Annotated in this window: 23 protein-coding genes; 15 read left to right on the forward strand and 8 right to left on the reverse strand. The window is 69.2% G+C overall.

What is annotated here, in order from left to right:
- Positions 1-227 precede the first annotated feature (227 nt).
- The 3 genes from ribA to ACI3KS_RS17805 all read left to right on the forward strand — a co-directional run bounded on the left by ribA (position 228) and on the right by ACI3KS_RS17805 (position 1,848).
- Positions 228-887, forward strand: a complete 660-nt coding sequence (gene ribA / locus ACI3KS_RS17795) for a GTP cyclohydrolase II (protein ID WP_404919873.1) — start codon at positions 228-230, stop codon at positions 885-887.
- Entirely contained in the window at positions 887-1,345 is a 459-nt protein-coding gene (locus tag ACI3KS_RS17800) for a MarR family winged helix-turn-helix transcriptional regulator (protein WP_404919874.1), read from the forward strand. The genes ribA and ACI3KS_RS17800 overlap by 1 nt, the downstream gene beginning before the upstream one ends.
- Before the next feature lie 161 nt (positions 1,346-1,506).
- The gene (locus ACI3KS_RS17805; RefSeq protein ID WP_404919875.1) at positions 1,507-1,848 is read left to right on the forward strand and encodes a helix-turn-helix domain-containing protein; all 342 of its coding nucleotides are present in this window, start codon (positions 1,507-1,509) and stop codon (positions 1,846-1,848) included.
- Between the two features lie 16 nt (positions 1,849-1,864).
- Here the strand turns inward: ACI3KS_RS17805 and ACI3KS_RS17810 are convergent, their stop codons facing one another.
- Together ACI3KS_RS17810 and ACI3KS_RS17815 are read right to left on the reverse strand one after the other, a co-directional pair.
- Positions 1,865-2,458, reverse strand: a complete 594-nt coding sequence (locus ACI3KS_RS17810; RefSeq protein WP_404919876.1) for a ClpP family protease — start codon at positions 2,456-2,458, stop codon at positions 1,865-1,867.
- Complete coding sequence (locus tag ACI3KS_RS17815; protein ID WP_404919877.1) at positions 2,455-3,069, reverse strand: ClpP family protease; 615 nt, start codon at positions 3,067-3,069, stop codon at positions 2,455-2,457. Before ACI3KS_RS17815 ends, ACI3KS_RS17810 begins: the two co-directional genes overlap by 4 nt.
- A gap of 116 nt (positions 3,070-3,185) precedes the next feature.
- Between ACI3KS_RS17815 and ACI3KS_RS17820 the strand changes: the two genes are divergently transcribed.
- Positions 3,186-3,653 carry an acyl-CoA thioesterase gene (locus ACI3KS_RS17820; RefSeq protein WP_404919878.1) on the forward strand — a complete coding sequence of 156 codons (468 nt, stop codon included), beginning with the start codon at positions 3,186-3,188 and terminating at the stop codon, positions 3,651-3,653.
- Here the strand turns inward: ACI3KS_RS17820 and ACI3KS_RS17825 are convergent.
- Complete coding sequence (locus tag ACI3KS_RS17825; protein WP_404919879.1) at positions 3,622-4,845, reverse strand: trans-sulfuration enzyme family protein; 1,224 nt, start codon at positions 4,843-4,845, stop codon at positions 3,622-3,624. The two genes, ACI3KS_RS17820 and ACI3KS_RS17825, sit on opposite strands and share 32 nt — an antisense overlap.
- A 132-nt stretch (positions 4,846-4,977) precedes the next feature.
- Here ACI3KS_RS17825 and ACI3KS_RS17830 point away from each other — a divergent pair, with 132 nt between their 5' ends.
- Together ACI3KS_RS17830 and ACI3KS_RS17835 are read left to right on the forward strand one after the other, a co-directional pair.
- On the forward strand, positions 4,978-5,451 hold the full coding sequence (locus ACI3KS_RS17830; protein ID WP_404919880.1) for an Lrp/AsnC family transcriptional regulator: 474 nt from the start codon (positions 4,978-4,980) through the stop codon (positions 5,449-5,451).
- 306 nt (positions 5,452-5,757) lie between these two features.
- A complete protein-coding gene (locus ACI3KS_RS17835; protein WP_404919881.1) occupies positions 5,758-7,467 on the forward strand; it encodes an AMP-binding protein in 1,710 nt (569 codons plus the stop codon).
- Between the two features lie 51 nt (positions 7,468-7,518).
- On the opposite strand, the gene ACI3KS_RS17840 is transcribed toward ACI3KS_RS17835, so the two are convergent.
- Together ACI3KS_RS17840 and ACI3KS_RS17845 are read right to left on the reverse strand one after the other, a co-directional pair.
- Entirely contained in the window at positions 7,519-7,989 is a 471-nt protein-coding gene (locus tag ACI3KS_RS17840; protein ID WP_404919882.1) for a hypothetical protein, read from the reverse strand.
- Positions 7,990-8,087: 98 nt separating this feature from the next.
- Positions 8,088-9,560: an MATE family efflux transporter gene (locus tag ACI3KS_RS17845; RefSeq protein WP_404919883.1), complete on the reverse strand. Its 1,473-nt coding sequence runs from the start codon at positions 9,558-9,560 to the stop codon at positions 8,088-8,090.
- Positions 9,561-9,792: 232 nt separating this feature from the next.
- Between ACI3KS_RS17845 and cycA the strand changes: the two genes are divergently transcribed.
- The 4 genes from cycA (at position 9,793) to ACI3KS_RS17865 (ending at position 14,204) form a co-directional block, all read left to right on the forward strand.
- Entirely contained in the window at positions 9,793-11,256 is a 1,464-nt protein-coding gene (gene cycA, locus ACI3KS_RS17850) for a D-serine/D-alanine/glycine transporter (protein ID WP_404919895.1), read from the forward strand.
- A 217-nt stretch (positions 11,257-11,473) separates the two neighbouring features.
- Positions 11,474-12,460 carry an aldo/keto reductase gene (locus ACI3KS_RS17855; protein ID WP_404919884.1) on the forward strand — a complete coding sequence of 329 codons (987 nt, stop codon included), beginning with the start codon at positions 11,474-11,476 and terminating at the stop codon, positions 12,458-12,460.
- 199 nt (positions 12,461-12,659) lie between these two features.
- Positions 12,660-13,301, forward strand: a complete 642-nt coding sequence (locus ACI3KS_RS17860) for a YigZ family protein (RefSeq protein ID WP_404919885.1) — start codon at positions 12,660-12,662, stop codon at positions 13,299-13,301.
- A gap of 18 nt (positions 13,302-13,319) precedes the next feature.
- Positions 13,320-14,204: a J domain-containing protein gene (locus ACI3KS_RS17865; RefSeq protein ID WP_404919886.1), complete on the forward strand. Its 885-nt coding sequence runs from the start codon at positions 13,320-13,322 to the stop codon at positions 14,202-14,204.
- A gap of 112 nt (positions 14,205-14,316) precedes the next feature.
- Here the strand turns inward: ACI3KS_RS17865 and ACI3KS_RS17870 are convergent, their stop codons facing one another.
- On the reverse strand, positions 14,317-16,344 hold the full coding sequence (locus ACI3KS_RS17870; RefSeq protein WP_404919887.1) for a hypothetical protein: 2,028 nt from the start codon (positions 16,342-16,344) through the stop codon (positions 14,317-14,319).
- A gap of 288 nt (positions 16,345-16,632) precedes the next feature.
- Here ACI3KS_RS17870 and ACI3KS_RS17875 point away from each other — a divergent pair, with 288 nt between their 5' ends.
- The 3 genes from ACI3KS_RS17875 (at position 16,633) to ACI3KS_RS17885 (ending at position 19,703) form a co-directional block, all read left to right on the forward strand.
- Positions 16,633-17,052 carry a Fur family transcriptional regulator gene (locus ACI3KS_RS17875; RefSeq protein ID WP_404919888.1) on the forward strand — a complete coding sequence of 140 codons (420 nt, stop codon included), beginning with the start codon at positions 16,633-16,635 and terminating at the stop codon, positions 17,050-17,052.
- Positions 17,053-17,120: 68 nt separating this feature from the next.
- Positions 17,121-18,569 (forward strand): catalase, encoded by a 1,449-nt coding sequence (locus ACI3KS_RS17880; RefSeq protein ID WP_404919889.1) that lies wholly within the window; start codon positions 17,121-17,123, stop codon positions 18,567-18,569.
- Between the two features lie 324 nt (positions 18,570-18,893).
- The gene (locus ACI3KS_RS17885; RefSeq protein WP_404919890.1) at positions 18,894-19,703 is read left to right on the forward strand and encodes an alpha/beta fold hydrolase; all 810 of its coding nucleotides are present in this window, start codon (positions 18,894-18,896) and stop codon (positions 19,701-19,703) included.
- A 197-nt stretch (positions 19,704-19,900) separates the two neighbouring features.
- Here the strand turns inward: ACI3KS_RS17885 and msrA are convergent, their stop codons facing one another.
- Entirely contained in the window at positions 19,901-20,437 is a 537-nt protein-coding gene (msrA, locus tag ACI3KS_RS17890) for a peptide-methionine (S)-S-oxide reductase MsrA (protein ID WP_404919891.1), read from the reverse strand.
- Positions 20,434-20,907, reverse strand: a complete 474-nt coding sequence (msrB, locus tag ACI3KS_RS17895; RefSeq protein ID WP_404919892.1) for a peptide-methionine (R)-S-oxide reductase MsrB — start codon at positions 20,905-20,907, stop codon at positions 20,434-20,436. Before msrB ends, msrA begins: the two co-directional genes overlap by 4 nt.
- A gap of 142 nt (positions 20,908-21,049) precedes the next feature.
- Between msrB and ACI3KS_RS17900 the strand changes: the two genes are divergently transcribed.
- Both ACI3KS_RS17900 and ACI3KS_RS17905 read left to right on the forward strand, forming a co-directional pair.
- Positions 21,050-21,925, forward strand: a complete 876-nt coding sequence (locus ACI3KS_RS17900; RefSeq protein ID WP_404919893.1) for a hypothetical protein — start codon at positions 21,050-21,052, stop codon at positions 21,923-21,925.
- Positions 21,926-22,181: 256 nt separating this feature from the next.
- A complete protein-coding gene (locus tag ACI3KS_RS17905; RefSeq protein ID WP_404919894.1) occupies positions 22,182-23,099 on the forward strand; it encodes a DUF808 domain-containing protein in 918 nt (305 codons plus the stop codon).
- Positions 23,100-23,220 lie beyond the last annotated feature (121 nt).

The raw sequence follows: 23,220 nt of genomic DNA on the forward strand, positions 1-23,220 counted from the left end.
GACCCTGACCCGGCTCACCACACAACCCGCCGCGAACGCGGCCTGACACGAAAGGAACAGGGACCAACTCCACGACACGCGGACCACCCCAGCAGCATCCGTCATGATCTCGCGCGGTTGACCTGTTTCGCGCTGCTCGCGCACAGTGTCCTCATGCGGAAGCCGCGCCCCCGGCCGAGCCTGCTCGCGACCGGGAATAGAACCGCCCTCCCCGCGTTGCACCCGACATGATTGAAACTTCAACCGTCGTGCCGGTGGCCACCGAGCGGACCCGCGTGCGCGTTCCTCTGCGCTTCGCCGACGGCTTCGAGACCACCGCCGACGTGGTCACGTTCGACGGACTCGTCGACGGCAAGGAGCACCTGCTCCTCGGACTCGGCGACTGGCGCGCGGCGCTCGATCGCGCAGCCGCCGGCGGCGAGGCTCCTCTCGTGCGCCCGCACAGCGAATGCCTGACCGGCGACGTGTTCGGCTCGCAGCGCTGCGACTGCGGCCCCCAGCTCCGCGAGGCCGTCGAGCGCATCGCCGACGCCGGCGGGTTCCTCCTCTACCTGCGCCAGGAGGGTCGTGGCATCGGCCTCTACGCCAAGCTCGACGCCTACGCGCTGCAGGACTCCGGCCTCGACACCTACGAGGCCAATGTCGCGCTCGGACGCGGCGAGGACGAACGCGAGTACACCGCCGCCGCGCAGATGCTGCGCGCGGTCGGTGCCGACAGCATCCGCCTGCTCAGCAACAACCCCGACAAGGCGCAGCAGCTCGAGGGCCTCGGCATCCGCGTCGTCGAGCGTGTTCCGACCGGCGTACACCTGTCCACCGCGAACACCCGCTACCTCGAGGCCAAGCGCGACCACACCGCGCACACGCTCGACCTCTCGGCCGCGTGATGAGCGAGCGGCGGCTCGACGACACCGAGATGGCCACCTGGCTGCCGACCATCCGTTTCGTACAGCTGCTGCCGCAGGTGCTCGATCGCACGCTCAAGGCCGAGACCGGCCTCAACCACGCGCACTACGCGATCCTCGTCACCCTTGCGGCTCAGGGCGAACGCGCGGTGCCGATGACCGAGCTCGCGCAGATCGCCGGGCTCAGTCGCTCGCGGCTCAGCCACGCGATCGACTCGCTCGAGGAGCGCGGCTGGGTCCGCCGCACCAGCTGCTCCAGCGACAAGCGCACCCTGACCGCGGGACTGACGGATGCCGGACGCGAGCTGCTGCGTGCGGCCGCTCCCGTGCACGTCGCGCAGATCCGCGAGCTCGTGCTCGATCCGCTGACCACCGAAGAGCGCGCGCAGCTCGGTTCGATCCTGGGCAAACTGCTCCCGGGAGTCGCCGCCGCGCTCTGACTCGACCTTCAGAACTCCGGAGATCTGCACGCGAGAACACCGCTTCCCCCGCTTTTCCACCCCGCTGGAGGCAATCTTCCGGAGTTCTGACGCCGAACCCGCGCGTTCTGCTCTGAGCAGAAAGGCTGGGGGAGCGCTCGACGCCCGTCATACCGTGAGGCATGGCCGACATCGTTCCCTTCCCCGGCGCGCTGCGCCGCCCCGCCGACCCCGAGCCGCTCTGGCGTGAGCTGCTCGGCGAGCAGTTGCGTCGGCGCCGCCACGACCTCGGAAAGACCCTCGTCCAGACGGCCGAGAGGGCCGGGGTCTCTCCGCAGTACCTGTCCGAGGTCGAGCGGGGCCGCAAGGAGCCGTCGAGCGAGATGATCGCGGCGATCGCCGGCGCCCTCGATAGCTCCCTCCTCGACCTCACCAGTGCCGTGGCGGCCGAGCTGCGGTCGACGAACGTCCCGGCGTCCGCCGCGGTGTCGGCCTCCCGCGGGGCTTTCGCGCTGGCCGCCTGAGCCGCAGCCTCCGACCTCACGTCCCGCGGGCGCCGAGGACCGTGTCGATCAGGCCGTAGTCGCGAGCAGCCGACGCCGTGAACACGCGATCGCGGTCGGTGTCGGCGCGCAGCTCGGCGACGGTGCGTCCGGTGTGGGCCGCGAGGATCTCCTCCATGTCCGATCGCACGCGCACGACCTCGTCGGCGGCGAGGATGAGGTCGGGAATGGCACCCCGCGACTGGCCGACCGGCTGGTGCAGCACGATGCGCGCGTGGGCGAGCGCCGCCCGCTCGCCCGGAGCTCCCGCCGCGACGAGCAGAGCCGCCGGACCGATCGCCTGCCCGACGCAGGTCGTCGCGATCGCGGGGCGGATGTGCTGCATCGTGTCGTAGATCGCCAGCGCCGCCCCCGGGTCCCCGCCCTCACTGTTCACGTAGAACTGCACGGCCGACTCCGGGCTGTCGGCGTCGAGGTGCAGCAGCTGCGCGATCAGAGCGTTCGCGACCCCTGCGTCGATGCCGGTGCCGAGGTAGATCACGCGCTCCGCGAGCAGGTGCGAGTAGACGTCCATGACGCGCTCGCCCCGTGGATGCTGCGCGATGACGTTCGGGATCGTGTAGCCGCTCACGCGTCGACCCCCAGTCCGACGCGGGCCCGTCGCCGCGGCAGCACCTCGGCGATCGAGGTCACCACCTCGTCGATGAAGCCGTACTCGCGTGCCTGCTCGGCCGTGTACCAGCGGTCGTGCAGTGAATCATCGAAGATGCGCTCCCGCGGCTGCCCGGTGTCGTGCGCGATGATCCCGAGCACGGTGTCGCGCATGTGGCGCAGGTCGTCGGCCTGGGTCTCGATCTCGACCGCGGAGCCGCCGATCCCCGCCGAGCCCTGGTGCATGAGGATGCGCGCGTGGGGCAACGCTCGCCGCCGCCCCGGGGTGCCCGCCGACAGCAGGAACTGCCCCGCGCTGCAGGCGAGTCCGAGGGCCAGGGTCGAGACCTCGTTCGGGATCAGCGTCATGAGGTCGCGGATGGCGAGCATCGACGGCACCGAGCCGCCGGGCGAGTGGATCCACAGGGAGATCCCCGCGGTCGGGTCCTCCGCCGAGAGGGTGAGCAGCTGCGTCATCAGCAGCGTGCCGTTGTCGTCGTCTAGCGGGCCGTCGAGCACGAGGACGCGATTGTGGAACAGGGCCCGTCGGGCCTCTGCCCCGAACTGCGGGATGCGGGTGTCGTCTGTCATGCCCTCAGCATCCGTCGGCGGCGCGGCACACGTGCCGGTATCCGCCCAGGGCCGATCCGCTCAGGGCGGAGCGGCCCTGTAACGCCACCGACTCACGCGGTTCGTAGGCTGGGAGCATGTCCCCGCTCGACGAGAACCTCCCCCATGACGACGGCATCACGTTCCGTACCCGCAAGTGGGTGCGGCCCGAGGATCTGAACGCCAACGGCACCCTGTTCGGCGGCAGCCTGCTCAAGTGGATCGATGAGGAGGCGGCGATCTACGCGATCGTCCAGCTCGGCAACTATCGCGCCGTGACCAAGCTCTTCTCGGAGGTCGTGTTCGAAGCATCCGCCGTCCAGGGCGACCTGATCGAGATCGGACTCACCGCGACGCACTTCGGCCGTACCTCGCTGACCATGCGTGCCGTCGCGCGCAACATGATCACCCGCAAGCGCATCCTGTCGATCGAGAAGATCGTGTTCGTGAGCCTCGACGAGAACGGCCAGCCGACCCCGCACGGGTACACCGAGATCACCTACAACCGCGATCGGATGCCGACCGAGCGACTCGTCACCGGGACGATCGCGCTGCCTCGGGGCTGACGCCGACGGGCTCCGTACCCGGCAGGGCGGCGAACGCCTGCGCGAGATCGGCGATCAGGTCGTCGGCGTTCTCGAGACCGATCGACAATCGCAGCAGATCGGCCGCGGGCCGCGCCTCGGCGGGGACCGGACGGTGCGTGAGCGCGGCCGGATGCTGGATCAGTGAATCGACGCCGCCGAGCGAGACCGCGTGGGTGAAGAGCGACGTGGCGGTGACGACGGCGGATGCTGCGGCGTAGCCGCCCCTCATCCGCATCGCGATCATCGCTCCGGAGCCCCGCATCTGCCGGGCGAGGATGCCGTCGGGGTCGCCGTCGAGCCCCGGGTGGAAGACCTCCTCGATCTCGGGCCGGTCGATGAGCCACTGCACGATCCGCCGGGCGCTCTCCTGCTGCTGACGCATCCGCACCGGGAGGGTCGTCAGCCCGCGGTGGAGCAGGTACGCGCCGAGCGGATGCAGCAGAGCACCGGTCACCGCCCGCACACGACGCAGCGCCTCGGCCGTCTGCTCGGAGCAGGCGACGACGCCGCCGATCACATCGCCGTGCCCGCCGAGGTACTTCGTCGCGCTGTGCAGCGACATCGCCGCTCCGTGGTCGAGCGGGTTCTGCAGCACCGGGGTCGCGAAGGTGTTGTCGACGACGACGGGCACGCTCCCCGCCTGGCGGACGGCGTCGGCGATGTCGGTGAGATCGAGGGTGGGGTTCGCCGGGGTCTCCAGGACGACGAGGCCCGTGTCGGGGCGAAGAGCATCCGCGATCTCGTGCGGCTCGCAGTAGGTCGTATCGACACCGAGCAGACCGGAGCCGAGCAGGTGGTCCGTGCCGCCGTAGAGCGGGCGGACCGCGACGACGTGCCGGCGCCCGACCGCGTTCGTGTGGGCGAGGATCACCGCGGTCATCGCGGCCATGCCCGATCCGAACGCGACGGCGGCCTCGGCATGCTCCATCTCGGCGAGCGCGTCCTCGAAACGCGCGACGGTGGGGTTCCACAGACGCGCGTACACGAGGCTGCCGTCGGCCGGCGGGCGACCTCCGGTCGCCATCGCTTCGTACGAGTCACCGCCCCGCTCGATGTCGGGCAGCGGGTTGGTCGTGGAGAGGTCGATCGGCAGCGCGTGCACGCCCAGACCCTCGAGGTCTGAGCGGCCGGCATGCACGGCCACGGTGTCGGGATGCAGCGGAGCGGTCATGGCACCACGTTGCCGGAATCGTGATGAACACGTCGGGAATCGACAAGATCCGCAAGGGAATCCGGGGAATTGGCTATTCTGAGCAACATTCGACGTTCGTCCGCAGTGACGGTTGAGGAAAGCGCAGGGGCCATGAGGGCGCAGGGATCATCACTCGACGAGACCGATCTCGACCTGCTGGCGGCCCTCACCTCGCACGCCGAGATCACGAACAAGGCCCTCGCCCAGCGTCTGAATCTCGCGGAATCCACCTGCGCGCATCGGGTCAGGGCGCTGCGCGAACGCGGGATCATCCGCGACACCCGCATCCGCGTCGACGAGGCGGCGCTCGGATTCCCCCTGCAGGCGATCATCAAGGTGCGACTGGCCCATCACACCGGCCCCAAGGTCACCGCTCTCTTCGACGCGCTCGTGGCGACGCCGCGGGTGCTGCAGGTGTTCCACGTCGCCGGCGTCGACGACTTCCTCGTGCACGTCGCCGTCGAGGACGCCACGGCGCTGCGCGACATCGTCCTCGAGCACATCACCGTGCACCCGGTCGTGCGCGGCACCGAGACGCAGTTGGTGTTCGAGCTCCGCGACGGGGTCGGCCTGCTCGCGCGGTGACGGATGCCGTCGGCGCCGCGTTCCGCGTCCGGCGGGCGGACCGGACGCCCGAGTCGGCCGAAGACCCTCCTCGGAGCATCCGCCTGCACCGTTTGTCGGGCCAAGTCTTGTCGGGCCAAGTCCCGCCTGTCGGACGAAAACGCCCCGACACGCGGGCCTCTCGGCCGAAGTCCCCGACAAACCGCACGCACCGGCGCCCACCACGCCCACGTGACCGACCAGACCCCCCGCACGCAACCCGCCCGGAACGGATGCCGCGCCCCATCGCCTGCGCGAAGATGGAGTGCACGACAGCGAGGAGCTCCGATGGGTCGCACTGCCACCGCCGCCACGAACACGATCCGCGAGATGCGGGACTTCCTGTTCGCGAACGCCACCGACTATGACGCCGCACGCGCGGGTTTCCGCTGGCCGCAGCTCGACGAGTTCAACTTCGCACTGGAGTGGTTCGACGTCATCGCCGCCGAGAACCCCGACCGGCCGGCCGTGCAGATCGTCGACGCCGAACTGACACTCGCCACGTGGACCTATGGCGAGCTCTCCCAACGGTCCGACCAGGTCGCGGCCTGGCTCACCGGTCTCGGCATCCGCCGCGGGGATCACGTCATCGTCATGCTCGGCAACCAGATCGAGCTGTGGGAGGTGATGCTCGCGATCACCAAGATCGGCGCGGTCTCGATCCCCACGTCGACGCTGCTCTCGGCCTCCGACCTGGAGTACCGCATCGAGCACGGCCGTGCCCGCGCCGTGGTGGCGCTCGGCACTCTCGCATCCCGCCTCGACGGTGTCGACGACGCCGTCCTTAGGATCGGCATCGGCGACGGCATCCCCGATTCCTGGGCGCGGTTCGCGGATTCCGCCGCGGCACCCGCCGAGTTCGAACCCGACGGCGCGACCGCGGCGTCCGACACCGCGCTGCTGTATTTCACCAGCGGCACGACCAGCCGGCCGAAGCTCGTGCAGCACACGCACGTGTCGTACCCGGTCGGGCACCTGTCGACCATGTGGTGGCTGGGCGTGCGTCCCGACGACGTGCACCTCAACATCTCCTCCCCCGGCTGGGCGAAGCACGCCTGGTCGAGCTTCTATTCGCCCTTCCTCGCCGAGGCCACGGTCTTCGTCTACAACTACGACCGCTTCGACGCGAACACGCTCATGCAGGTCATGGACACGCATCACGTCTCGACGTTCTGTGCGCCGCCGACGGTGTGGCGGATGCTGATCCAGGCTGATCTCGGCCGTCTCACCCGGCCGCCGCGCGAGCTCGTCGGCGCGGGAGAGCCGTTGAACCCCGAGGTCATCGAGCGGGTGCGCAATGCCTGGGGCGGCACGATCCGCGACGGGTTCGGCCAGACCGAGATGACCTGCTGCGTGGGCAACTCGCCGGGTCAGCCGATCAAGATCGGCTCGATGGGTCGACCGCTCCCCGGCTACCCGGTCGTGCTGCTGGACCCGGCGACGGGCGAGCCGACGGATGCCGAGGGAGAGATCGCCCTCGATCTCTCGGAGCCGCCGGTCGGCCTCATGGCCGGCTATTACGACGACCCGGAGAAGACGGCCGAGACGCGCGTCGGCGGATTCCACCACACGGGCGACATCGCCACGCGCGATGCCGACGGGTACCTCACCTACATCGGCCGCGCGGACGACGTCTTCAAGGCCTCGGACTACAAGATCTCGCCGTTCGAGCTCGAGTCCGTGCTGCTCGAGCACGAGCTCGTCGTGGAGGCGGCCGTGATCCCGAGCCCGGATCCGACGCGCCTGTCGGTTCCGAAGGCCTACGTGTGCCTGCGAGCGGATGCCGTCGCTGACGAGTCCGCCGCCGCGCGCTCGATCTTCGGCTATGCCCGCGAACGCCTGTCATCGCACCTGTGGGTGCGCATCATCGAGTTCGTGCCGGAGTTGCCCAAGACCATCTCCGGCAAGATCCGTCGGGTCGAGCTGCGCGCCCGGGAGGCCGAGCGCGTCGCGTCCGGAGACGCGGGCCGTCAGCACCAGGACCGCGACTACCGCTGATCCGCGCCGGACGGCCCCTGATACGCGCCCGAGGTACTCGGTCGTGCGGCGTCAGGCCGCCTGCACCGGTACGGGCATGGTGAGCGGACCGACCGTCGAGACGCTCGGCGCTGCGGACGTCGCCACCGCCGGAACCGACACCGGTGCAACCGTCGCGGCCGGGCCGGCCGTAGCTGCGGCATCCGCCCCGATCTGCTCGGCGGCGTCGGCCTTCTCCCGTCGTGTCGGCCATTCGGCGCCGGTCGCGTGCAGCACGCCGCGCGCGATCGAACCGAGCACGATGAAGCCGCCGAGCGAGCCGCCCGCGGCGATCAACGGCATCCAGTCGTTCGCGAATCCGGCCATCGAGCTGACCATGGCAGCAGGAATCCAGATCCCCACGGCTCCTCCGGTCAGGCCACCGGCACCCCTCGCGATCGCGAATCCTGCCACCAGCGCGCACAGCACGGCGAGAACCGCACCCCCGGTGCCGATCGGCACCATGATCGCAGCCAGATCGCTGGCCACCCTCCATGTCGTCATGACGACCCCCCGTCAGCGGAACCTCCGCACTATCGAAGATAGACCGCCCCACGGACATCGACATCCATCTGAGGGATGATGTTTCCCAGAACGACGGGTTAACGCCGCCTCCGGCGCGAGAGACGACGCCCTCGCACGATGCGCACCGGCCGGGTGACCACTGCGTCGACCGTCATCGAGCCGTCCACGGGGCCGACGATCGGGATCGTCGACGTCTCCGTCGCCTCCGCCGGATCGACCGGCATGCGCGCCAGCTCGCGGTGCGCACGGACGTACGCGGGCACGAGCAGCACGACGGCGCCGAGCCACGCGAGCGGGTTGCTCAACGCGACACCGGGGAACGCGATGAGCGCGCCGAGCGCCACCGCGGCGACGACGCGCATGACGAGCTCGATCACTCCGGTCACCGTCGGGATCAGCGTGTGGCCGAGCCCCTGCAGTGCGCCGCGCAGCACGAAGAGGACGCCGAGCACCCAGTATCCGCAGCCGTTGATGATGAGCATGAGGTGCGCGAGCTCGACGACCTCGTCAGAGCCGTCGCCGATGAACAGGCGGACGATCGGCACCCCGAACGCGATGATGAGCGCACCGATCGCGAGGCCGCCGACGATTCCCATCCAGGTCGCCTCGATGACGCCGCGACGGATGCGGTCGGGGCGCCGCCCGCCGAGATTCTGCGCGGCGTACATCGACACCGCGAGGCCGAGGGACTGCAGGAACGCGACGCCGAGGCTGTCGACACGCGCGCCCGTCGTGTAGGCCGCGACGGCATCCGCACCCAGGCGGTTCAGCGCGACCTGCACCGTCAGCGTGCCGATCGCGATGATCGACGCCTGGAAGCCCATCGGCAGACCGAGGCGCAGGTGGTCGATGAGATCGGTGCGGCGGATGCTCCAGCCGCGCAGACCGAGCCAGAGCAGCGGCAGTCGGCGGCGCACGAACTCGAGGCACAGCAGCACCGACACCCCCTGCGCGACCACGGTCGCGAGCGCGGCCCCGCCGACGCCCCAGCCGAGGGGTCCGACCATGAGCAGCACGAGTCCGACGTTCAGGGCGCACGCGATCGTGAGGAAGACGAGCGGCGTGCGCGAGTCGCCGATCGCGCGGATGATCGCCGAGAGGTAGTTGAAGAACATCGTCGCGCCCGCACCCAGGAAGCTGATCTGCGTGAACATGGTCGCTTCGGGCAGCAGTTCGGTCGGCGTCTGCATGAGCACGAGCACGGCTTCGGACAGCAGCGGCGCGGCCACGGTGAGGATCACGCTGGTGATGCCGGTGAGGAGCGCACCGGTCGCGACGGAGCGGCGGACGGCTGCATCGTCACCGGCGCCGTACGCCTGGGCGAGCGGGATCGCGAAACCGCTCGTCAGGCCGAGGGCGAAGCCGAGCAGCAGGAACAGCAGGGGTCCGGCGACCCCTACGGCCGCGAGGGAGTCGACGCCGAGATGGCGTCCGACGACGATCGCGTCGACGAACTGGTACATCTGCTGGACGACGTTGCCGAGCAGGAGCGGGACGGAGAACGACAGGATGACACGCCACGGACGGCCCGTGGTGAGGGAGGTGGCCATGAGAGAGCGGCTCGCAGTGCTGAAGGGGCGGAACGGGTCGGCACCGAGTTTATCGAATCGATTCGGTGGGAACCATCCCCGACAGCGGATTCGGTGACGGAAGCTGCGGGGCGGGCGACCGTCCGCCCCGCGTCGCACTCGGCGACGGCATCCGTGTGGACTACGCTTCACGACCATGGCCGGTGCACCGCACCGCACGTCGACGATGACGACGACGATGACCGGAGGACATATGACGAACACGCACGCAGACGACGCGGCGAGCGCACGCCCGTCGGCGGGACACACCCAGCCGGAGCACTTGCAGCGGGCCCTGAGCAATCGCCACATCCAGCTGCTCGCGATCGGCGGGGCGATCGGCACCGGCCTGTTCATGGGCAGCGGCAAGACGATCTCGGTCGCCGGCCCCTCGGTGATCTTCGTCTACATGATCATCGGCTTCATGCTCTTCTTCGTCATGCGGGCGATGGGCGAGCTGCTGCTGTCGAACCTCAAGTACAAGTCGTTCAGCGATTTCGCGAGCGACCTGCTCGGGCCGTGGGCCGGGTTCTTCACCGGCTGGACCTACTGGTTCTGCTGGGTCGTCACGGGCGTCGCCGACGTCATCGCGATCGCCGGATACACGAACGTGCTGATACCCGGCATCCCGCTGTGGATCCCCGGCCTGCTCGTGATCGTCATCCTGCTCGCGCTGAACCTGCCCACCGTCGCGGCATTCGGCGAGATGGAGTTCTGGTTCGCCCTCATCAAGATCGTCGCGATCGTGGCCCTCATCATCACGGGTCTCATCATGATCTTCACCGGCTTCTCGCACGACGCCGGCACCGCCTCGTTCGCGAACCTCTGGGAGCACGGCGGCATGTTCCCGCACGGCTTCATGGGCTTCGTGGCCGGCTTCCAGATCGCGGTGTTCGCGTTCGTCGGCATCGAACTCGTCGGCACCGCCGCCGCCGAGACCAAGGACCCGAAGCGCAACCTGCCGAAGGCCATCAACGCGATCCCGATCCGCGTGCTGCTGTTCTACGTGGGCGCGCTGATCGTGCTCATGGCGGTGACCCCGTGGACCGAGTACGTCGCCGGCGAGAGCCCCTTCATCGCGATGTTCGCCCTCGCCGGCCTCGGCATCGCGGCGACCGTCGTGAACCTGGTCGTGCTGACCTCGGCCATGTCGAGCGCGAACTCGGGCATCTACTCGACCTCGCGCATGGTGTTCGGCCTCGCGCAGGACGGCGACGCGCCGAGCGTGTTCGGCCGCCTGTCCCGGCGCAAGGTGCCGCAGAACGCCCTGTTCCTGTCGTGCATCCTGCTGCTGTCGGGCGTCGTGCTGCTGTACGCGGGCAAGGACATCGGCACCGCATTCGACATGGTCACCACGGTGTCGGCCGTCTGCTTCATGTTCGTGTGGACGATCTTCCTGTGCAGCTATGTCGTCTATCGGCGCCGGCACCCCGAGAAGGCGGCCGCCTCGGCCTTCAAGATGCCCGGCGGCGTCTTCATGGTGTACGTCGTGCTCGCGTTCTTCGTGTTCATCCTCTGGGCGCTGACCACGCAGCCCGACACGCTCACGGCCCTGCTCGTCACGCCGATCTGGTTCGCGCTGCTCGTCGTCGCCTGGTTGTTCGTGCGCAGGTCGCCGAATCACAAAGCCCGCCACGAGGACCATCTCGCCTACCTGCGCGACGATTCCGAGGAGTGAGCCCGTCACAACTCCTCAAGGATCGGCCGGTTCCGCTCGGAGCCGGCCGATCCGGCATCCGGGGCCGAAAGATCGAGGAGTTGTGCGCACGGATGCCGTCGCACTCGCGACCGAGGTCCGGGGGGCTGACGTCAGGGGGTCCAGCAGACCCTCCCGCCGCATCCGCGGGAGGCCTAGCGTCGACTACGAGCAGTCATCAGCGACGGAAGGATCACTCATGCACACACGCACACTCGGACAGGGACTCGAGGTCTCGGCCATCGGCCTGGGCTGCATGGGCATGTCGCAGAGCTACGGCCCGAACCCGGGCGACCGCGATGACATGATCGCCGTGCTGCGCTCGGCGCTCGACCTCGGAGTCACGTTCTTCGACACCGCTGAGGTCTACGGCCCCTATGTCAACGAGGAGCTCGTCGGCGAGGCGCTCGAGCCGATCCGCGACGACGTCGTGATCGCGACCAAGTTCGGCTGGCGCATCGAGGGCGGCGAGATGGTCGGTCTGAACAGCCGACCGGAGCAGATCCGGCGCGTCGCCGAGGAATCGCTCCGGCGCCTGCGCACCGACGTGATCGACCTCTTCTATCAGCACCGTGTCGACCCCGACGTGCCCATCGAAGACGTCGCCGGCACCGTCGCCGAGCTCATCGCAGAGGGCAAGGTGCGTCACTTCGGGCTCTCCGAGGCGTCGGCCGCGACCATCCGCCGCGCGCACGCCGTGCACCCGGTCACCGCGCTGCAGAGCGAGTACTCGCTGTGGACCCGCGATCCCGAGGCCGAGATCCTGCCTACGCTCGCCGAGCTCGGCATCGGCTTCGTGCCGTTCAGTCCGCTCGGCAAGGGATTCCTCACCGGAACGGTCGATCAGGGCACCTCCTTCTCCGATGGCGACATCCGCGGCACGATCCCGCGCTTCACCGAGGAGAACCGCGCCGCCAACCAGGCGCTCGTCCAGCGGGTTCGTGCGCTCGCCGAGGCGAGGGACGCCAGCCCCGGACAGATCGCGCTCGCCTGGTTGCTCGCACGTGCCCCGTGGATCGCGCCGATCCCCGGCACCCGCCGCACCTCCCGCATCGCTGAGAACGCCGGAGCCGCCGCGGTCGCCCTGTCGGCCGACGAAGTGCACGATCTCGACCGGCTCGCCGACAGCGTGGGCGTGCAGGGCGACAGGTACAACGCCACCCACTTCTCGTTCATCGATCGCTGAGTGGCGGCATCCGCCCGCGCCCTTCTTTCTCCTCTTCTTTCTCCCTCTTCCTCGCCGTCGAGTGCACGTGAAGTCGACAAATGCACGAGATCTTGACGCGAATGTCCCGTGCACTCGGCGAGTGAACGCGAACTCGGCGAAGACTTACGGCAAGCGCTGGGTGCGAGAGGGCCGGGCGGGCGCGGATACGCTGGGCCGGGTGGACTACCCGAGGACGATCGCGGCGGCGGTCGAGCACGAGCTCGTGATCAAGAAGTCCCGCTTCATCGCGCAGATCGCGCCCGTGTCGTCGGTGGACGAGGCGGATGCCGTGATCGCCGGCATCCGCAAGCGGTACTGGGATGCTCGGCACAACTGCAGCGCGATGGTCACCGGTCTTCTCGGAGATCAGGCCCGATCTTCGGACGACGGCGAACCCTCGGGGACGGCCGGCATCCCCATGCTCGAGGTGCTGCGCCGCCGCGAGCTGACCGACACGGTCGCCGTGGTCACGCGGTACTTCGGCGGGGTCAAGCTCGGCGCGGGTGGTCTGGTGCGCGCCTACTCGACGGCGGTGTCCGAAGCCCTCGACCTGGCCGCTCTCGTGCAGCGGATGTCGCTGACGCAGGTCACTCTCGAGGTCGCCCATGCGGATGCCGGTCGCTACGACAACCTGCTCCGCGACTGGGCCGGACATCACGGAGCGACCCTGGGCGAGCCGTCGTACACGTCGACCGCGACCCTCGAGCTGTGGGTTCCCGCGCACGAGCTCGACCGTCTCGATGACGATGTCGCCGCAGCATCCGCCGGTTCCGTCGTCCCGGTGCGCGGAGGGGAGCGCATCGTCGACGTGCCTGCGTGACCCGCTAGCGTGGAGAGGATGTTCGACAGCCCGCTCTCGGCCTCGCCCTACGAGGTGCTCGGCGTCGCGCCGACGGCCGACGACGACGAGCTGCGGCGCGTCTACCGGCTGCGCCTGCGCGAGTCGCACCCCGACACCGGTGGCGATTCGGCGGTGTTCATCCGCGTGCAGCGCGCCTGGGAACTGATCGGTTCGCCGGAACAGCGCGCCGCGTTCGACCGCAGCCGCGGCTCGGACACCGAGTGGGACGCCTGGCGTTCCCCGTCGCCGCGACGCGACACCCGGCCGCGACCGACGTCGTACGGCGAGCCCGGGGTGCGCCGCCGTGCGCGATATGAGGAACTGGTCCGCGAGTGGGCCGACGTCGCAGATCCTTATGCGCCGTCGGTGGTGCGCGCCGCCCCGCGGGAGCTGCGCCGGCTGCTCGCCGAGGCGCTGGCCGAGGAGGGCACGGCGGATGCCGTGTCAGGACTCGGCATGGGATTCACGCTGTGGCACGGGGTGCCGGTAGATGAGGGACAACTCGACCACATCGTGCTCGGCCCCTCGGGTCTGTACGGCGTGACCTCGGCGGACTTCGGCGGGGTGGTCGGGTTCCGCGGCGGCGAGATCACCGGCCCCAGCCTCGGACACCGCGCGCCCGTGACGACCCTGCTGGCGCAGATCAGGGCGGTGGCGAAGGCCGCGAGAGTGCGGTTCAGCGGGGCGCTCGTCGTGCTTCCCGACGATGACCTGTCGATGCCGGTCACACCTTTGGGTCGGGTGCGGGATCTGCCCGTCGCCGTGGTCCGACGCAGCGTGCTGCCGACGATGCTGCGCTCCGGGATGCCGGGAGCGCGGGTGATCGGCGGCAATGAGCTGTTCGACATCCGGACGCGGCTGAAGCAGAGCATCCGGCTGTAACCAGGGCGTCCCGGCCGCCCGCTGACGCACCTGCAGCTGGGCTCTCCAGAAGGTGCGGAGACAAGCGCAGCGGCGCGGTTCGGGTCCGCGCCGCTGCGAGCTCTTGTCCGGGTCAGCCTCGGCGGCGCACCAGTTCGCGCCGCGAGCGGACGAGCACCGCACCGACGATCAGCGCGAGGACGCCCAGAGCCGCCGCCACGGAGGGCAGGACACCTCCGGTCTGCGCGAGGACCGAACTGTCGGAGCTGCTCGGAGTGCTTGCTCCACCGGAACCTGCAGAGCCACCGGTCCCGGGTGTCGGGGTTCCGGGATCCGCCGAACCAGACGCATCCGCCGTACCGGCAGCGTCCGCAGTGCCGGACGCATCAGCAGTGCCAGACGCATCAGCAGTGCCAGACGCATCAGCTGTCCCCGCAGCATCCGCCGCCGCATCCGCACCCGGGTTCTCGACCGGAGGGGTGACCGTCAGCTCGGCCGGCTCGCTGGTCGCCGATCCCGAGCTGTTCGTCGCGGTCGCGCGGTAGAGGTATCCGTCGTGGGCGATCGATCCGGGCGTCACCGTGACCGAGAGGCTGTCACCGGAGACCACGGCATCCGTGTCGCCGGCGATCGGCAGCCAGGTCGTGCCACCGTCGGTGGAGTACTCCCACACCACGGTCGGGTCGAGGTATCCGGTCACATCCACGCTGAACGTCGCCGGAGCCCCGACGACGACCGTGGCATCGGCCGGATCCGTGATGGTCGGCGCCTCGAGGTAGGTGTAGCCGTCGACGTAGGTGATCGGCGTCTGGGCGACGCCGTTGAGGGTCCATTCGACGACCACGTCGACGGGGCCGGCGGGGTGAGCCGGGGTCACGACGCTCCAGTCGCCGTCGCCGGCATTCGCCACGTCGGTGCCGGGGGTGCCGTCGAACGAGACGCCCGTCACGGTCACGGTCGGCCAGAACAGAGTGGGGACGGCCGGGCCGTAGATGATCGACCAGACGTAGAGCTTGCCGTCGCCGCCGACCGCGAGGCTCTTGTTGTCCGCGGCCACCGGGGTGTCGAGGGCGACGCCCGCCGGAGACTGCACGAGCACGGGCTGCTGACGGTTCACGTTGGTCCCGTCACCGATCTGCCGGAAGGCGTTCGCACCCCAGCCGTAGGTGTCACCGTCAGCGGTGGTCGCGAACGCGGTGTCGTAGCCCGCGCCGAGCGACGTGAAGGTCACACCAGCGGGGACCAGCACCTCGGTGGGCACATTCCGCTGCGTGGTGCCGCCGACGCCGAGCTGGCCGGCGTCATTGTATCCCCAGGCATAGGTCTTGCCGTCGGATCCCAGCGCGAGCGAGAAGTAGCCACCGGCGGCGACCTGCGTGAACGTCACACCGCCGGGTGCCGACACGAGAACAGGAGTGCCGGATGCCGTGTACGAGCCGTTTCCGAGCTGGCCGAAGCCGTTGTTGCCCCAGGCATAGGCGTTGCCGTCGGAGCCGAGGGCCAGGATGTGCCCGTTGCCGCCGCTGATCTGGGTGAAGGTCACACCGGCCGGTGCCGGCACCGGGACCGGAACGGGGGCGTCGGTGGATGTGCCCACAAGACGGCCCCAGGCGTAGACCTGTCCGTCAGAGCCGAGCGCCCACGAGCTGTACTCACCGGTCTCGGTCTGCGAGAAGGTGATGCCGGCCGGGGTGAGCACAGGGGTCGGCACGGTCGATCCCGTGCTGAGAGTGCCGTTTCCGAGCTGGCCGCGCTGGTTGAAGCCCCACGAGTAGACGCCGCCGTCGGAGCCGATCGCGAGCGACCACCGATAGCTGGCGCTCGGGTCCGAGAGGGTGATGCCGTCCGGTGCTGTCACCGGGACGGGGGTCGAGGATGCGGTGGTCGTGCCGTTGCCGAGCTGGCCCGCATCGTTCGAGCCCCACGCGTAGATGGTCCCGTCCGACCCCACGGCCAGCGCATGGCTGCTGCCCTGGCTGGCGTCGGAGAACGTGAGCGACTCGGGTTCGGGCACGAGAACGGTGGTGTTGCCGGCGACCGGGCCGCTGTCCGGAGTCGGCTCGGTCACGGCGGCGGTGGCCGCGAGCGAGCCTCCGAGGGCGAGGGCGCCGGCCATGCCGAATGCGCCGAGAGTGCGCAGAAGCGCGCGTCGTCTGGTCACGTGTGTGTCTTCCCTGAAAGTCCGTAGCGATCGAGATGATCGGACACGGCCTCCCCTGAGACCGGATCCCCCTGCGCAGATCGGTTCACGGCATATCGCCCTAGACCTTTCTCCAGGTGTGAATATATCCGTCTGGCCGAAAGTCGTATATAGCTGAGGACTTTCATCGAGATCTGGCGCCACAATGACCCCTTAACGGGGTCGCGCCGCCCGGCGAAGAGGCCGCAACGCCACTCGACGCGTGACCAGTTCTTTTGAACCACTCAAATAAAGAGATAGGATCGTCACATGGACACCGGACTCGACTCTGCGCTTCGCGACGCAGGACTGAGGGCGACCGCGGGCCGCGTCGCCGTTCTCGAGGCCCTGGAGTCCATGGCCCATACGGATGCGGAGCGCGTGTACCGCGCGATCTCCGACGTGCTGCCGACGACGTCGATCCAGTCGGTGCACAACATCCTCGCGGACCTGACGACGGCGGGCCTCGTCCGTCGGATCGAACCGGCAGGCTCTGCAGCGCTCTACGAACGGCGCGTCGGCGACAACCATCACCACGTCGTGTGCACCGTGTGCGGTGCCATCGGCGACGTGGACTGCGTGGTCGGCGAAGCGCCGTGTCTCTCCCCGTCGCACACGGGGGGATTCACCGTCCAGACAGCCGAAGTCACCTTCTGGGGCACCTGCCCCAGCTGCCAGAACGCCGCGTAGGAGCATCCGCCGATCTCCCGGTGATACCCCGGGCTGTTCGTCGCGCCTGCGCGCAGAAGGAGAAACCCATGACCGAGCCCACGACCACCCAGACCGGGACGCCCGTCGCCAGCGACGCGCACTCCCTCACGATCGGCGCCGACGGCCCCACCGTCCTGCACGACCGCTATCTCGTCGAGAAGCTCGCCTCGTTCAACCGGGAGCGCGTGCCGGAGCGCAACCCGCACGCAAAGGGCGGTGGCGCCTTCGGCACGTTCACCGTGACCGAGGACGTCTCGGCCTACACCCGCGCCGCGGTCTTCCAGCCCGGCGCCGAGAGCGAGACGCTGCTGCGCTTCTCATCGGTCGCCGGCGAGCAGGGCTCTCCCGACACCTGGCGCGATGTGCGCGGCTTCGCGCTGCGCTTCTACACGACCGAGGGCAACCTCGACATCGTCGGCAACAACACCCCGACCTTCTTCCTGCGCGACGCCATGAAGTTCCCCGACTTCATCCACTCGCAGAAGCGTCTCGGCGACTCGGGCCTGCGCGACGCCGACATGCAGTGGGACTTCTGGACGCTCTCGCCCGAGACCGCCCATCAGGTGACCTACCTCATGGGCGACCGTGGCCTGCCGGCATCCTGGCGCCACCTGAACGGCTACGGCTCGCACACCTATCAGTGGGTGAACGCCGCTGGCGAGCGCTTCTGGGTGCAGTACCACTTCCTCTCGCACCAGGGGGTCGAGGCGATGAGCGCGGAAGAGGCCGAGAAGCTGGCAGGGTCCGATGCCGACTACTACCGTCGCGACCTGTTCGACGCGATCGCACGCGAGGAATTCCCGTCGTGGGACGTCTACGTGCAGGTCATGCCGTACGAGGAGGCGAAGGAGTACCGCTTCAACCCGTTCGATCTGACGAAGACGTGGTCGAAGAAGGACTACCCGCGCATCAAGGTCGGCACGTTCACGCTGAACCGCAACCCGCAGAACTTCTTCGCCGAGATCGAGCAGGCGGCCTTCTCGCCCGGCAACCAGGTGCCTGGCACCGGGATCTCGCCCGACAAGATGCTGATGGCGCGCGTGTTCGCCTATTCGGATGCTCAGCGCTATCGCATCGGCGCGAACTACAACCAGCTGCCGGTGAACCAGCCGCACGCGGCCGAGGTGCGCAACTACATGCACGAGGGGCAGATGCAGTACCGCTTCAACCCGGCGGAGCACCGCGTCTACACGCCGAACTCGTTCGGCCCCGCCGGAGGACCGACGGCCGACCCTGCCGCGGGCGTCGAGGCGAGTTGGGAATCCGACGGCGCCCTGATGCGCTCGGCGGCGACACTGCACTCAGAGGACGACGACTTCGGTCAGGCCGGCACGCTCTACCGCGAGGTGTTCGACGACGCCGGCCGCGCCCGGTTCATCGAGACCCTCACCGGCCAGGGCCGCGCCATCACGATCGACGCGATCCGCGAGCGCTTCTTCCAGTACTGGACGAACGTGGATGCCGCGCTCGGCGAGGAGCTCCGCCGCCGCGTGTGACCGGCGCGGTGCCGGGTGCCGGGGGCAGGGGTGCCGGGGCCGCGACCCCCACTTCGGGGGCCGACACGCCACCTCCAGGACGCGTTCGCCCGAACCGGCCGACGGGTGGCGTGTCGGCCCCCGTTCTGTGGGGCTGCTGCGAGGGGCAAGCCCGCGCCCCGGCATCCGGCATCCGGCATCCATTTTGGGGGCCGACACGCCAATCGGCGGACCTTCTCACAGGTACCGTCCGACAACTGGCGTGTCGGCCCCCGAACTGTGCGGCGGAAGCACGGCCCGGCCGCCGCAGGCACGCGCGCGACCGGCCCGCGCGGCAGGAGGAGAATGGATGCCGTGGCCGTCCCGCTCTCCGATCTGACCCAGATGCCCGAACCGCAGCAGGTGTACGCCGCCGACGGCACCCGCCTCGCGACCTACACGTGGGGCGACCTCGACGCTCCGGTCGTCGTGATCGTGCACGGATTCGCCTCGAGCGCGCGCGACACCTGGGTTCTCACCGGCTGGACGCGCCAGCTCACCCAGGCCGGATACCGGGTGCTCGCCCTCGACCAGCGAGGACACGGCCTCAGCGAGAAGCCTCACGAGCCCTCGGCCTACGGCATCCGCACCCTGGCCACCGACGTCGAGACGGTCATGGATGCGTACCTCGTCGACGACGCCGTCTACCTCGGCTACTCGCTGGGAGCACGCGTCGGCTGGGAGGTCGTGCGCGACCTCCCGCAGCGCATCGAGCGCGCGGTGCTCGGGGGCGTGCCTGACGGCATCCCACTCGCTCGCCTCGATCTCGACCAGGTGCGCGCGCTGATCGCCGACGGAACGCCGGTCACCGACCCGACCACGCAGAACTACCTCGCCCTCACCGAGCGGGTTCCCGGCAACGATCTCAGCGCTCTCGTCGCCCTGGCCGAGGGCATGCGGTCGTCGCGCACGATCGACCCCGACCCGTCGAACGCGCCGTCGCGGCCGATCCTGTTCGCGACGGGAACGAAGGATGCCATCATCGAAGGCTCCCGCGCCCTGGCCTCCGCCGCTCCGAACGGCACGTTCTTCGAGATCCCCGACCGCAACCACTTCAACGCCCCGGGGTCGCGGGCGTTCAAAGAGGCGGCGCTGGCGTTCCTCGCCGACGCGTAGGCACCCCGCCGCCTCCGCACACTTTGGGGGCCGACACGCCAGATGACGGATGCTTCAGCGCGAAGCGTCCTGCAACTGGCGTGTCGGCCCCCGAAGTGGTGCGCCGTAACCCGGGCGTGTGCGCCGCAACCCGGGCGCGACAGCCGCAACCCGGGCGCGAGGCCCGAAGGATGCCGCAACCTCCCGGCATCCGCGCGTCAGACGGCGGCGCGCTTCGGCAGCACCCATCCCGCACGCGGGAAGTGGCAGGTGTAGCCGTTGGGGTAGCGGATCAGGTAGTCCTGGTGCTCGGGCTCGGCCTCCCAGAACGGACCCTCGGGCTCGATCGTGGTGACGGCCTTCGCGGGCCACAGGCCGGAGGCGTCGACGTCGGCGATCGTGTCGCGAGCGACCTGCTCCTGCTCGGGAGAGAGCGGGAAGATCGCCGAACGGTAGCTCGAGCCGATGTCGTTGCCCTGACGGTTCAGCGTCGACGGATCGTGGATCTGGAAGAAGAACGCCAGGATGTCGCGATACGAGGTGACGGACGGGTCGAACACGATCTCGACGGCCTCGGCGTGGCCGGGGTGGTTGCGGTAGGTGGCGTGGTCGTTCTGGCCGCCGGTGTATCCGACGCGGGTGTCGAGCACGCCGGGCTGGCGGCGGATCAGGTCCTCCATGCCCCAGAAACAGCCGCCGGCGAGGACGGCCGTCTCGGTGCCGGGGGTGCGGGTGATGGTGCCGGTGTCGGTCATGACTGCTCCTCGGAAGTGGTGGTGGTGTCGGTGAAGAGGCCGCTGTATCGACCGTAGCCCTCCTCGTCCAGGCTGTCGGCCGGGATGAAACGCAGCGCCGCGGAGTTCATGCAGTACCGCATGCCCCCTGCGTCGCGAGGTCCGTCGTCGAAGACGTGGCCGAGGTGGCTGTCGGCGCCGCTGGAGCGCGCCTCGGTGCGGGTCATCCACAGCGTGCGGTCGGTGCGGGTGGTGACGGCATCCGCCTCGATCGGCTTGGTGAAGCTCGGCCACCCGGTGCCGCTGTCGAACTTGTCGGTCGACGAGAACAGAGGCTGCCCAGAGACGACGTCGACGTAGATGCCGTCGTCGTGGTTGTTCCAGTACTCGTTGCGGAAGGGCGGCTCTGTGCTGCTCTCCTGCGTCACCTCGTACTGGCGATGGGTGAGGGCGCTGACTCCCTCGGGCGTCTTGCGGTAGTCCTGCGACATGATCTGTCTCCTGTCTGACGCGGCTGGCTGCGGCGTCATCTGTCACAACAGAGGGGTCGTCGGATTTGGTCCCGCCGGGCTGGGAGCGCGCTGTGAGTTTCGCGCGCTCCACGTCGCGCTCGTCCATGAGACGATGCCGGGCATGGACTCCGCCCTCGCCGATGAACTCCGAGCCCTCCGAGCGCGCGCCTACGGGCGCGACGCCGACCTCGATCCCGCGGCGGCGGCACGGCTGCGCGAGCTCGAAGCGATGCGGGTGCGGGCACGGGCGGATGCAGCCGATGCGCGAGGGACCACCGGGCCGGACCCGCACGAGACCAACGACCCGGATGCCGGCGCGCGAGCGGCCCTTCTCGACGCGCTCGAGTCCCTCGATCCGGGCGCGTCACTCGCGCTCCGGAACGTCGAGGAACGCGCTGACGATGGAGCGACGGATGCTGGTGGGACGACCGACGCCGCCGACCGCAGCGCCGGGAACGATCCGGATGCCACCCACCCGGCATCCGGCATCCGCCGACGTCACGTCGCACTGTGGATCGCCTCGCTGATGGCCACGGCCGTGGCGGCTTCGGCAGTGACCTGGGGCATCGCGGAGATCACTCCGGTCGCGACATCGTCGGGGGCACCGCAGATCGCGACGCTCGAGCCCATCTCCGAGAGCGGCAGCTATTCGCAGATGTTCGGAGGCGGAGAGGACTCCCCGGTCTTCGAATTCTTCGGGCTCTCGCTGTTCCGGGGCGTCGGTGCCGGGTGGAACGGCAATCCCGACGCTGGTGATGTCTGCCTTCATGCGCTGGCCACGGATGATCTTCCGCCCACCGAGGAGATCGACTCGGGCTCCTGGGGGTTGGACGGTCCGATGTACAGCGGTTGCGGCGCCGGCTCGTTCCCTGCGTCGTTGACCGTGTCCTTGGACGATCAGCTGCCTGATCAACTCCGCACCGAGTTCCCCGACGCGACCGCGATCCAGTTCGTGGTCGACGGCGACCGCGTCGGGGTCTTCCTCGACGAGGGCTGATCGCCGTCGGACGTCCTTCGTCACTTCGACTCGCTCCGCTCGCTCACAGTACGGCGCTCGTCGCGGCGCTCGTCGCTGCGCTCCTCGCTCAAGAACAGGGCGCTGGCACCTGACACCACCCCGTCCCTGAGCGAGCGAAGCGCGACGAAGGGCGCCCATCACGGCATCCCCTCGTCTCTCAGGAACCGGGCCAGCGACTTCCCGCAACACGCGTTGGATAGAGTTGCTCCCCGATACTCACCACAGGGGGACGCATATGTCGGTTGGTCTGCTCGCCGTCGTCGACGACATTCTCAGCGCCGCGATGAAGGCATCGGCCAAGGCCGCGGGCGTCGTGATCGACGACGCCGCCGTGACACCGCAGTACGTGCAGGGCATCACGCCCGCACGCGAGCTGCCCGTCGTCGGCAAGATCGCGCTCGGATCACTGGCGAACAAGTTCGTCGTGATCATCCCGGTGGCACTGCTGCTGACGGCGTTCGCGCCCTGGGTGCTCCCGTACCTGCTGATCCTCGGCGGCGCCTACCTGTGCTTCGAAGGTGCAGAGAAGGTGCTCGAGTGGTTCGGCGTGCACCACGGCCACGCCGATGAGAGCGCCCGCAACGAGAACAAGCTCGTCTGGGGAGCGATCCGCACCGACCTGATCCTGTCCACCGAGATCATGCTGATCTCGCTGTCGAACCTCGAGGCCGGCCTCGACATCTGGACGACCCTGGCGATCCTCGCGGTGATCGCGCTCATCATGACCGGCGTCGTCTACGGCGCCGTCGCGCTGCTCGTGAAGATCGACGACATCGGCCTGAAGATGGCCAAGAACCCGGTGCAGCGCGTGCGCCACACCGGCACCCGCATCGTGCGCTCGATGCCCGCGGTCTTCCGCTTCGTCAGCATCCTCGGCACCGTCGCCATGCTCTGGGTCGGCGGTCACCTGCTGCTGGTCAACCTCGGCGAGGTCGGCATCCACTTCGGTGCCGACATCCTGCACGGCATCGAGCACGCCCTCGAGCCGGCCGGCGCGGTCATCGTCTGGATCGGCGACACCCTGTTCTCTGCGGTCGCCGGGCTGGCCGCAGGCCTCGTGATCGTCGGCGTCATCCTGCTGATCACGCGCCTGTTCGGCCGCAAGCCGAACTTCCACGAGGGCGAGGAGTCGCCCGCCGACGTGCACGCCTAGGGCGTGTCTCCTAAATGGTGGGCGTGGTCTGAGAGTGTTGTCGGGTGAGTCGTTTCGTGTTGTTGTCGGATGCCCAGTGGGCGTCGATCTCCGATCTCATGCCCGGCCCCACGGGGCGTAA

This window comes from Microbacterium sp. ZW T5_45 (assembly GCF_044987415.1).
Lineage (GTDB): Bacteria > Actinomycetota > Actinomycetes > Actinomycetales > Microbacteriaceae > Microbacterium.

Excerpts from the sequence above, each read along its gene's own strand:
- ribA (WP_404919873.1), top strand. The coding sequence starts at position 228 with ATGATTGAAACTTCAACCGTCGTGCCGGTGGCCACCGAGCGGACCCGC.
- ACI3KS_RS17800 (WP_404919874.1), top strand. The coding sequence starts at position 887 with ATGAGCGAGCGGCGGCTCGACGACACCGAGATGGCCACCTGGCTGCCG.
- ACI3KS_RS17805 (WP_404919875.1), top strand. The coding sequence starts at position 1,507 with ATGGCCGACATCGTTCCCTTCCCCGGCGCGCTGCGCCGCCCCGCCGAC.
- ACI3KS_RS17815 (WP_404919877.1), bottom strand. The coding sequence starts at position 3,069 with ATGACAGACGACACCCGCATCCCGCAGTTCGGGGCAGAGGCCCGACGG.
- ACI3KS_RS17820 (WP_404919878.1), top strand. The coding sequence starts at position 3,186 with ATGTCCCCGCTCGACGAGAACCTCCCCCATGACGACGGCATCACGTTC.
- ACI3KS_RS17825 (WP_404919879.1), bottom strand. The coding sequence starts at position 4,845 with ATGACCGCTCCGCTGCATCCCGACACCGTGGCCGTGCATGCCGGCCGC.
- ACI3KS_RS17830 (WP_404919880.1), top strand. The coding sequence starts at position 4,978 with ATGAGGGCGCAGGGATCATCACTCGACGAGACCGATCTCGACCTGCTG.
- ACI3KS_RS17835 (WP_404919881.1), top strand. The coding sequence starts at position 5,758 with ATGGGTCGCACTGCCACCGCCGCCACGAACACGATCCGCGAGATGCGG.
- ACI3KS_RS17840 (WP_404919882.1), bottom strand. The coding sequence starts at position 7,989 with ATGACGACATGGAGGGTGGCCAGCGATCTGGCTGCGATCATGGTGCCG.
- ACI3KS_RS17845 (WP_404919883.1), bottom strand. The coding sequence starts at position 9,560 with ATGGCCACCTCCCTCACCACGGGCCGTCCGTGGCGTGTCATCCTGTCG.
- cycA (WP_404919895.1), top strand. The coding sequence starts at position 9,793 with ATGACGAACACGCACGCAGACGACGCGGCGAGCGCACGCCCGTCGGCG.
- ACI3KS_RS17855 (WP_404919884.1), top strand. The coding sequence starts at position 11,474 with ATGCACACACGCACACTCGGACAGGGACTCGAGGTCTCGGCCATCGGC.
- ACI3KS_RS17865 (WP_404919886.1), top strand. The coding sequence starts at position 13,320 with ATGTTCGACAGCCCGCTCTCGGCCTCGCCCTACGAGGTGCTCGGCGTC.
- ACI3KS_RS17875 (WP_404919888.1), top strand. The coding sequence starts at position 16,633 with ATGGACACCGGACTCGACTCTGCGCTTCGCGACGCAGGACTGAGGGCG.
- ACI3KS_RS17880 (WP_404919889.1), top strand. The coding sequence starts at position 17,121 with ATGACCGAGCCCACGACCACCCAGACCGGGACGCCCGTCGCCAGCGAC.
- ACI3KS_RS17885 (WP_404919890.1), top strand. The coding sequence starts at position 18,894 with ATGGATGCCGTGGCCGTCCCGCTCTCCGATCTGACCCAGATGCCCGAA.
- msrA (WP_404919891.1), bottom strand. The coding sequence starts at position 20,437 with ATGACCGACACCGGCACCATCACCCGCACCCCCGGCACCGAGACGGCC.
- msrB (WP_404919892.1), bottom strand. The coding sequence starts at position 20,907 with ATGTCGCAGGACTACCGCAAGACGCCCGAGGGAGTCAGCGCCCTCACC.
- ACI3KS_RS17900 (WP_404919893.1), top strand. The coding sequence starts at position 21,050 with ATGGACTCCGCCCTCGCCGATGAACTCCGAGCCCTCCGAGCGCGCGCC.
- ACI3KS_RS17905 (WP_404919894.1), top strand. The coding sequence starts at position 22,182 with ATGTCGGTTGGTCTGCTCGCCGTCGTCGACGACATTCTCAGCGCCGCG.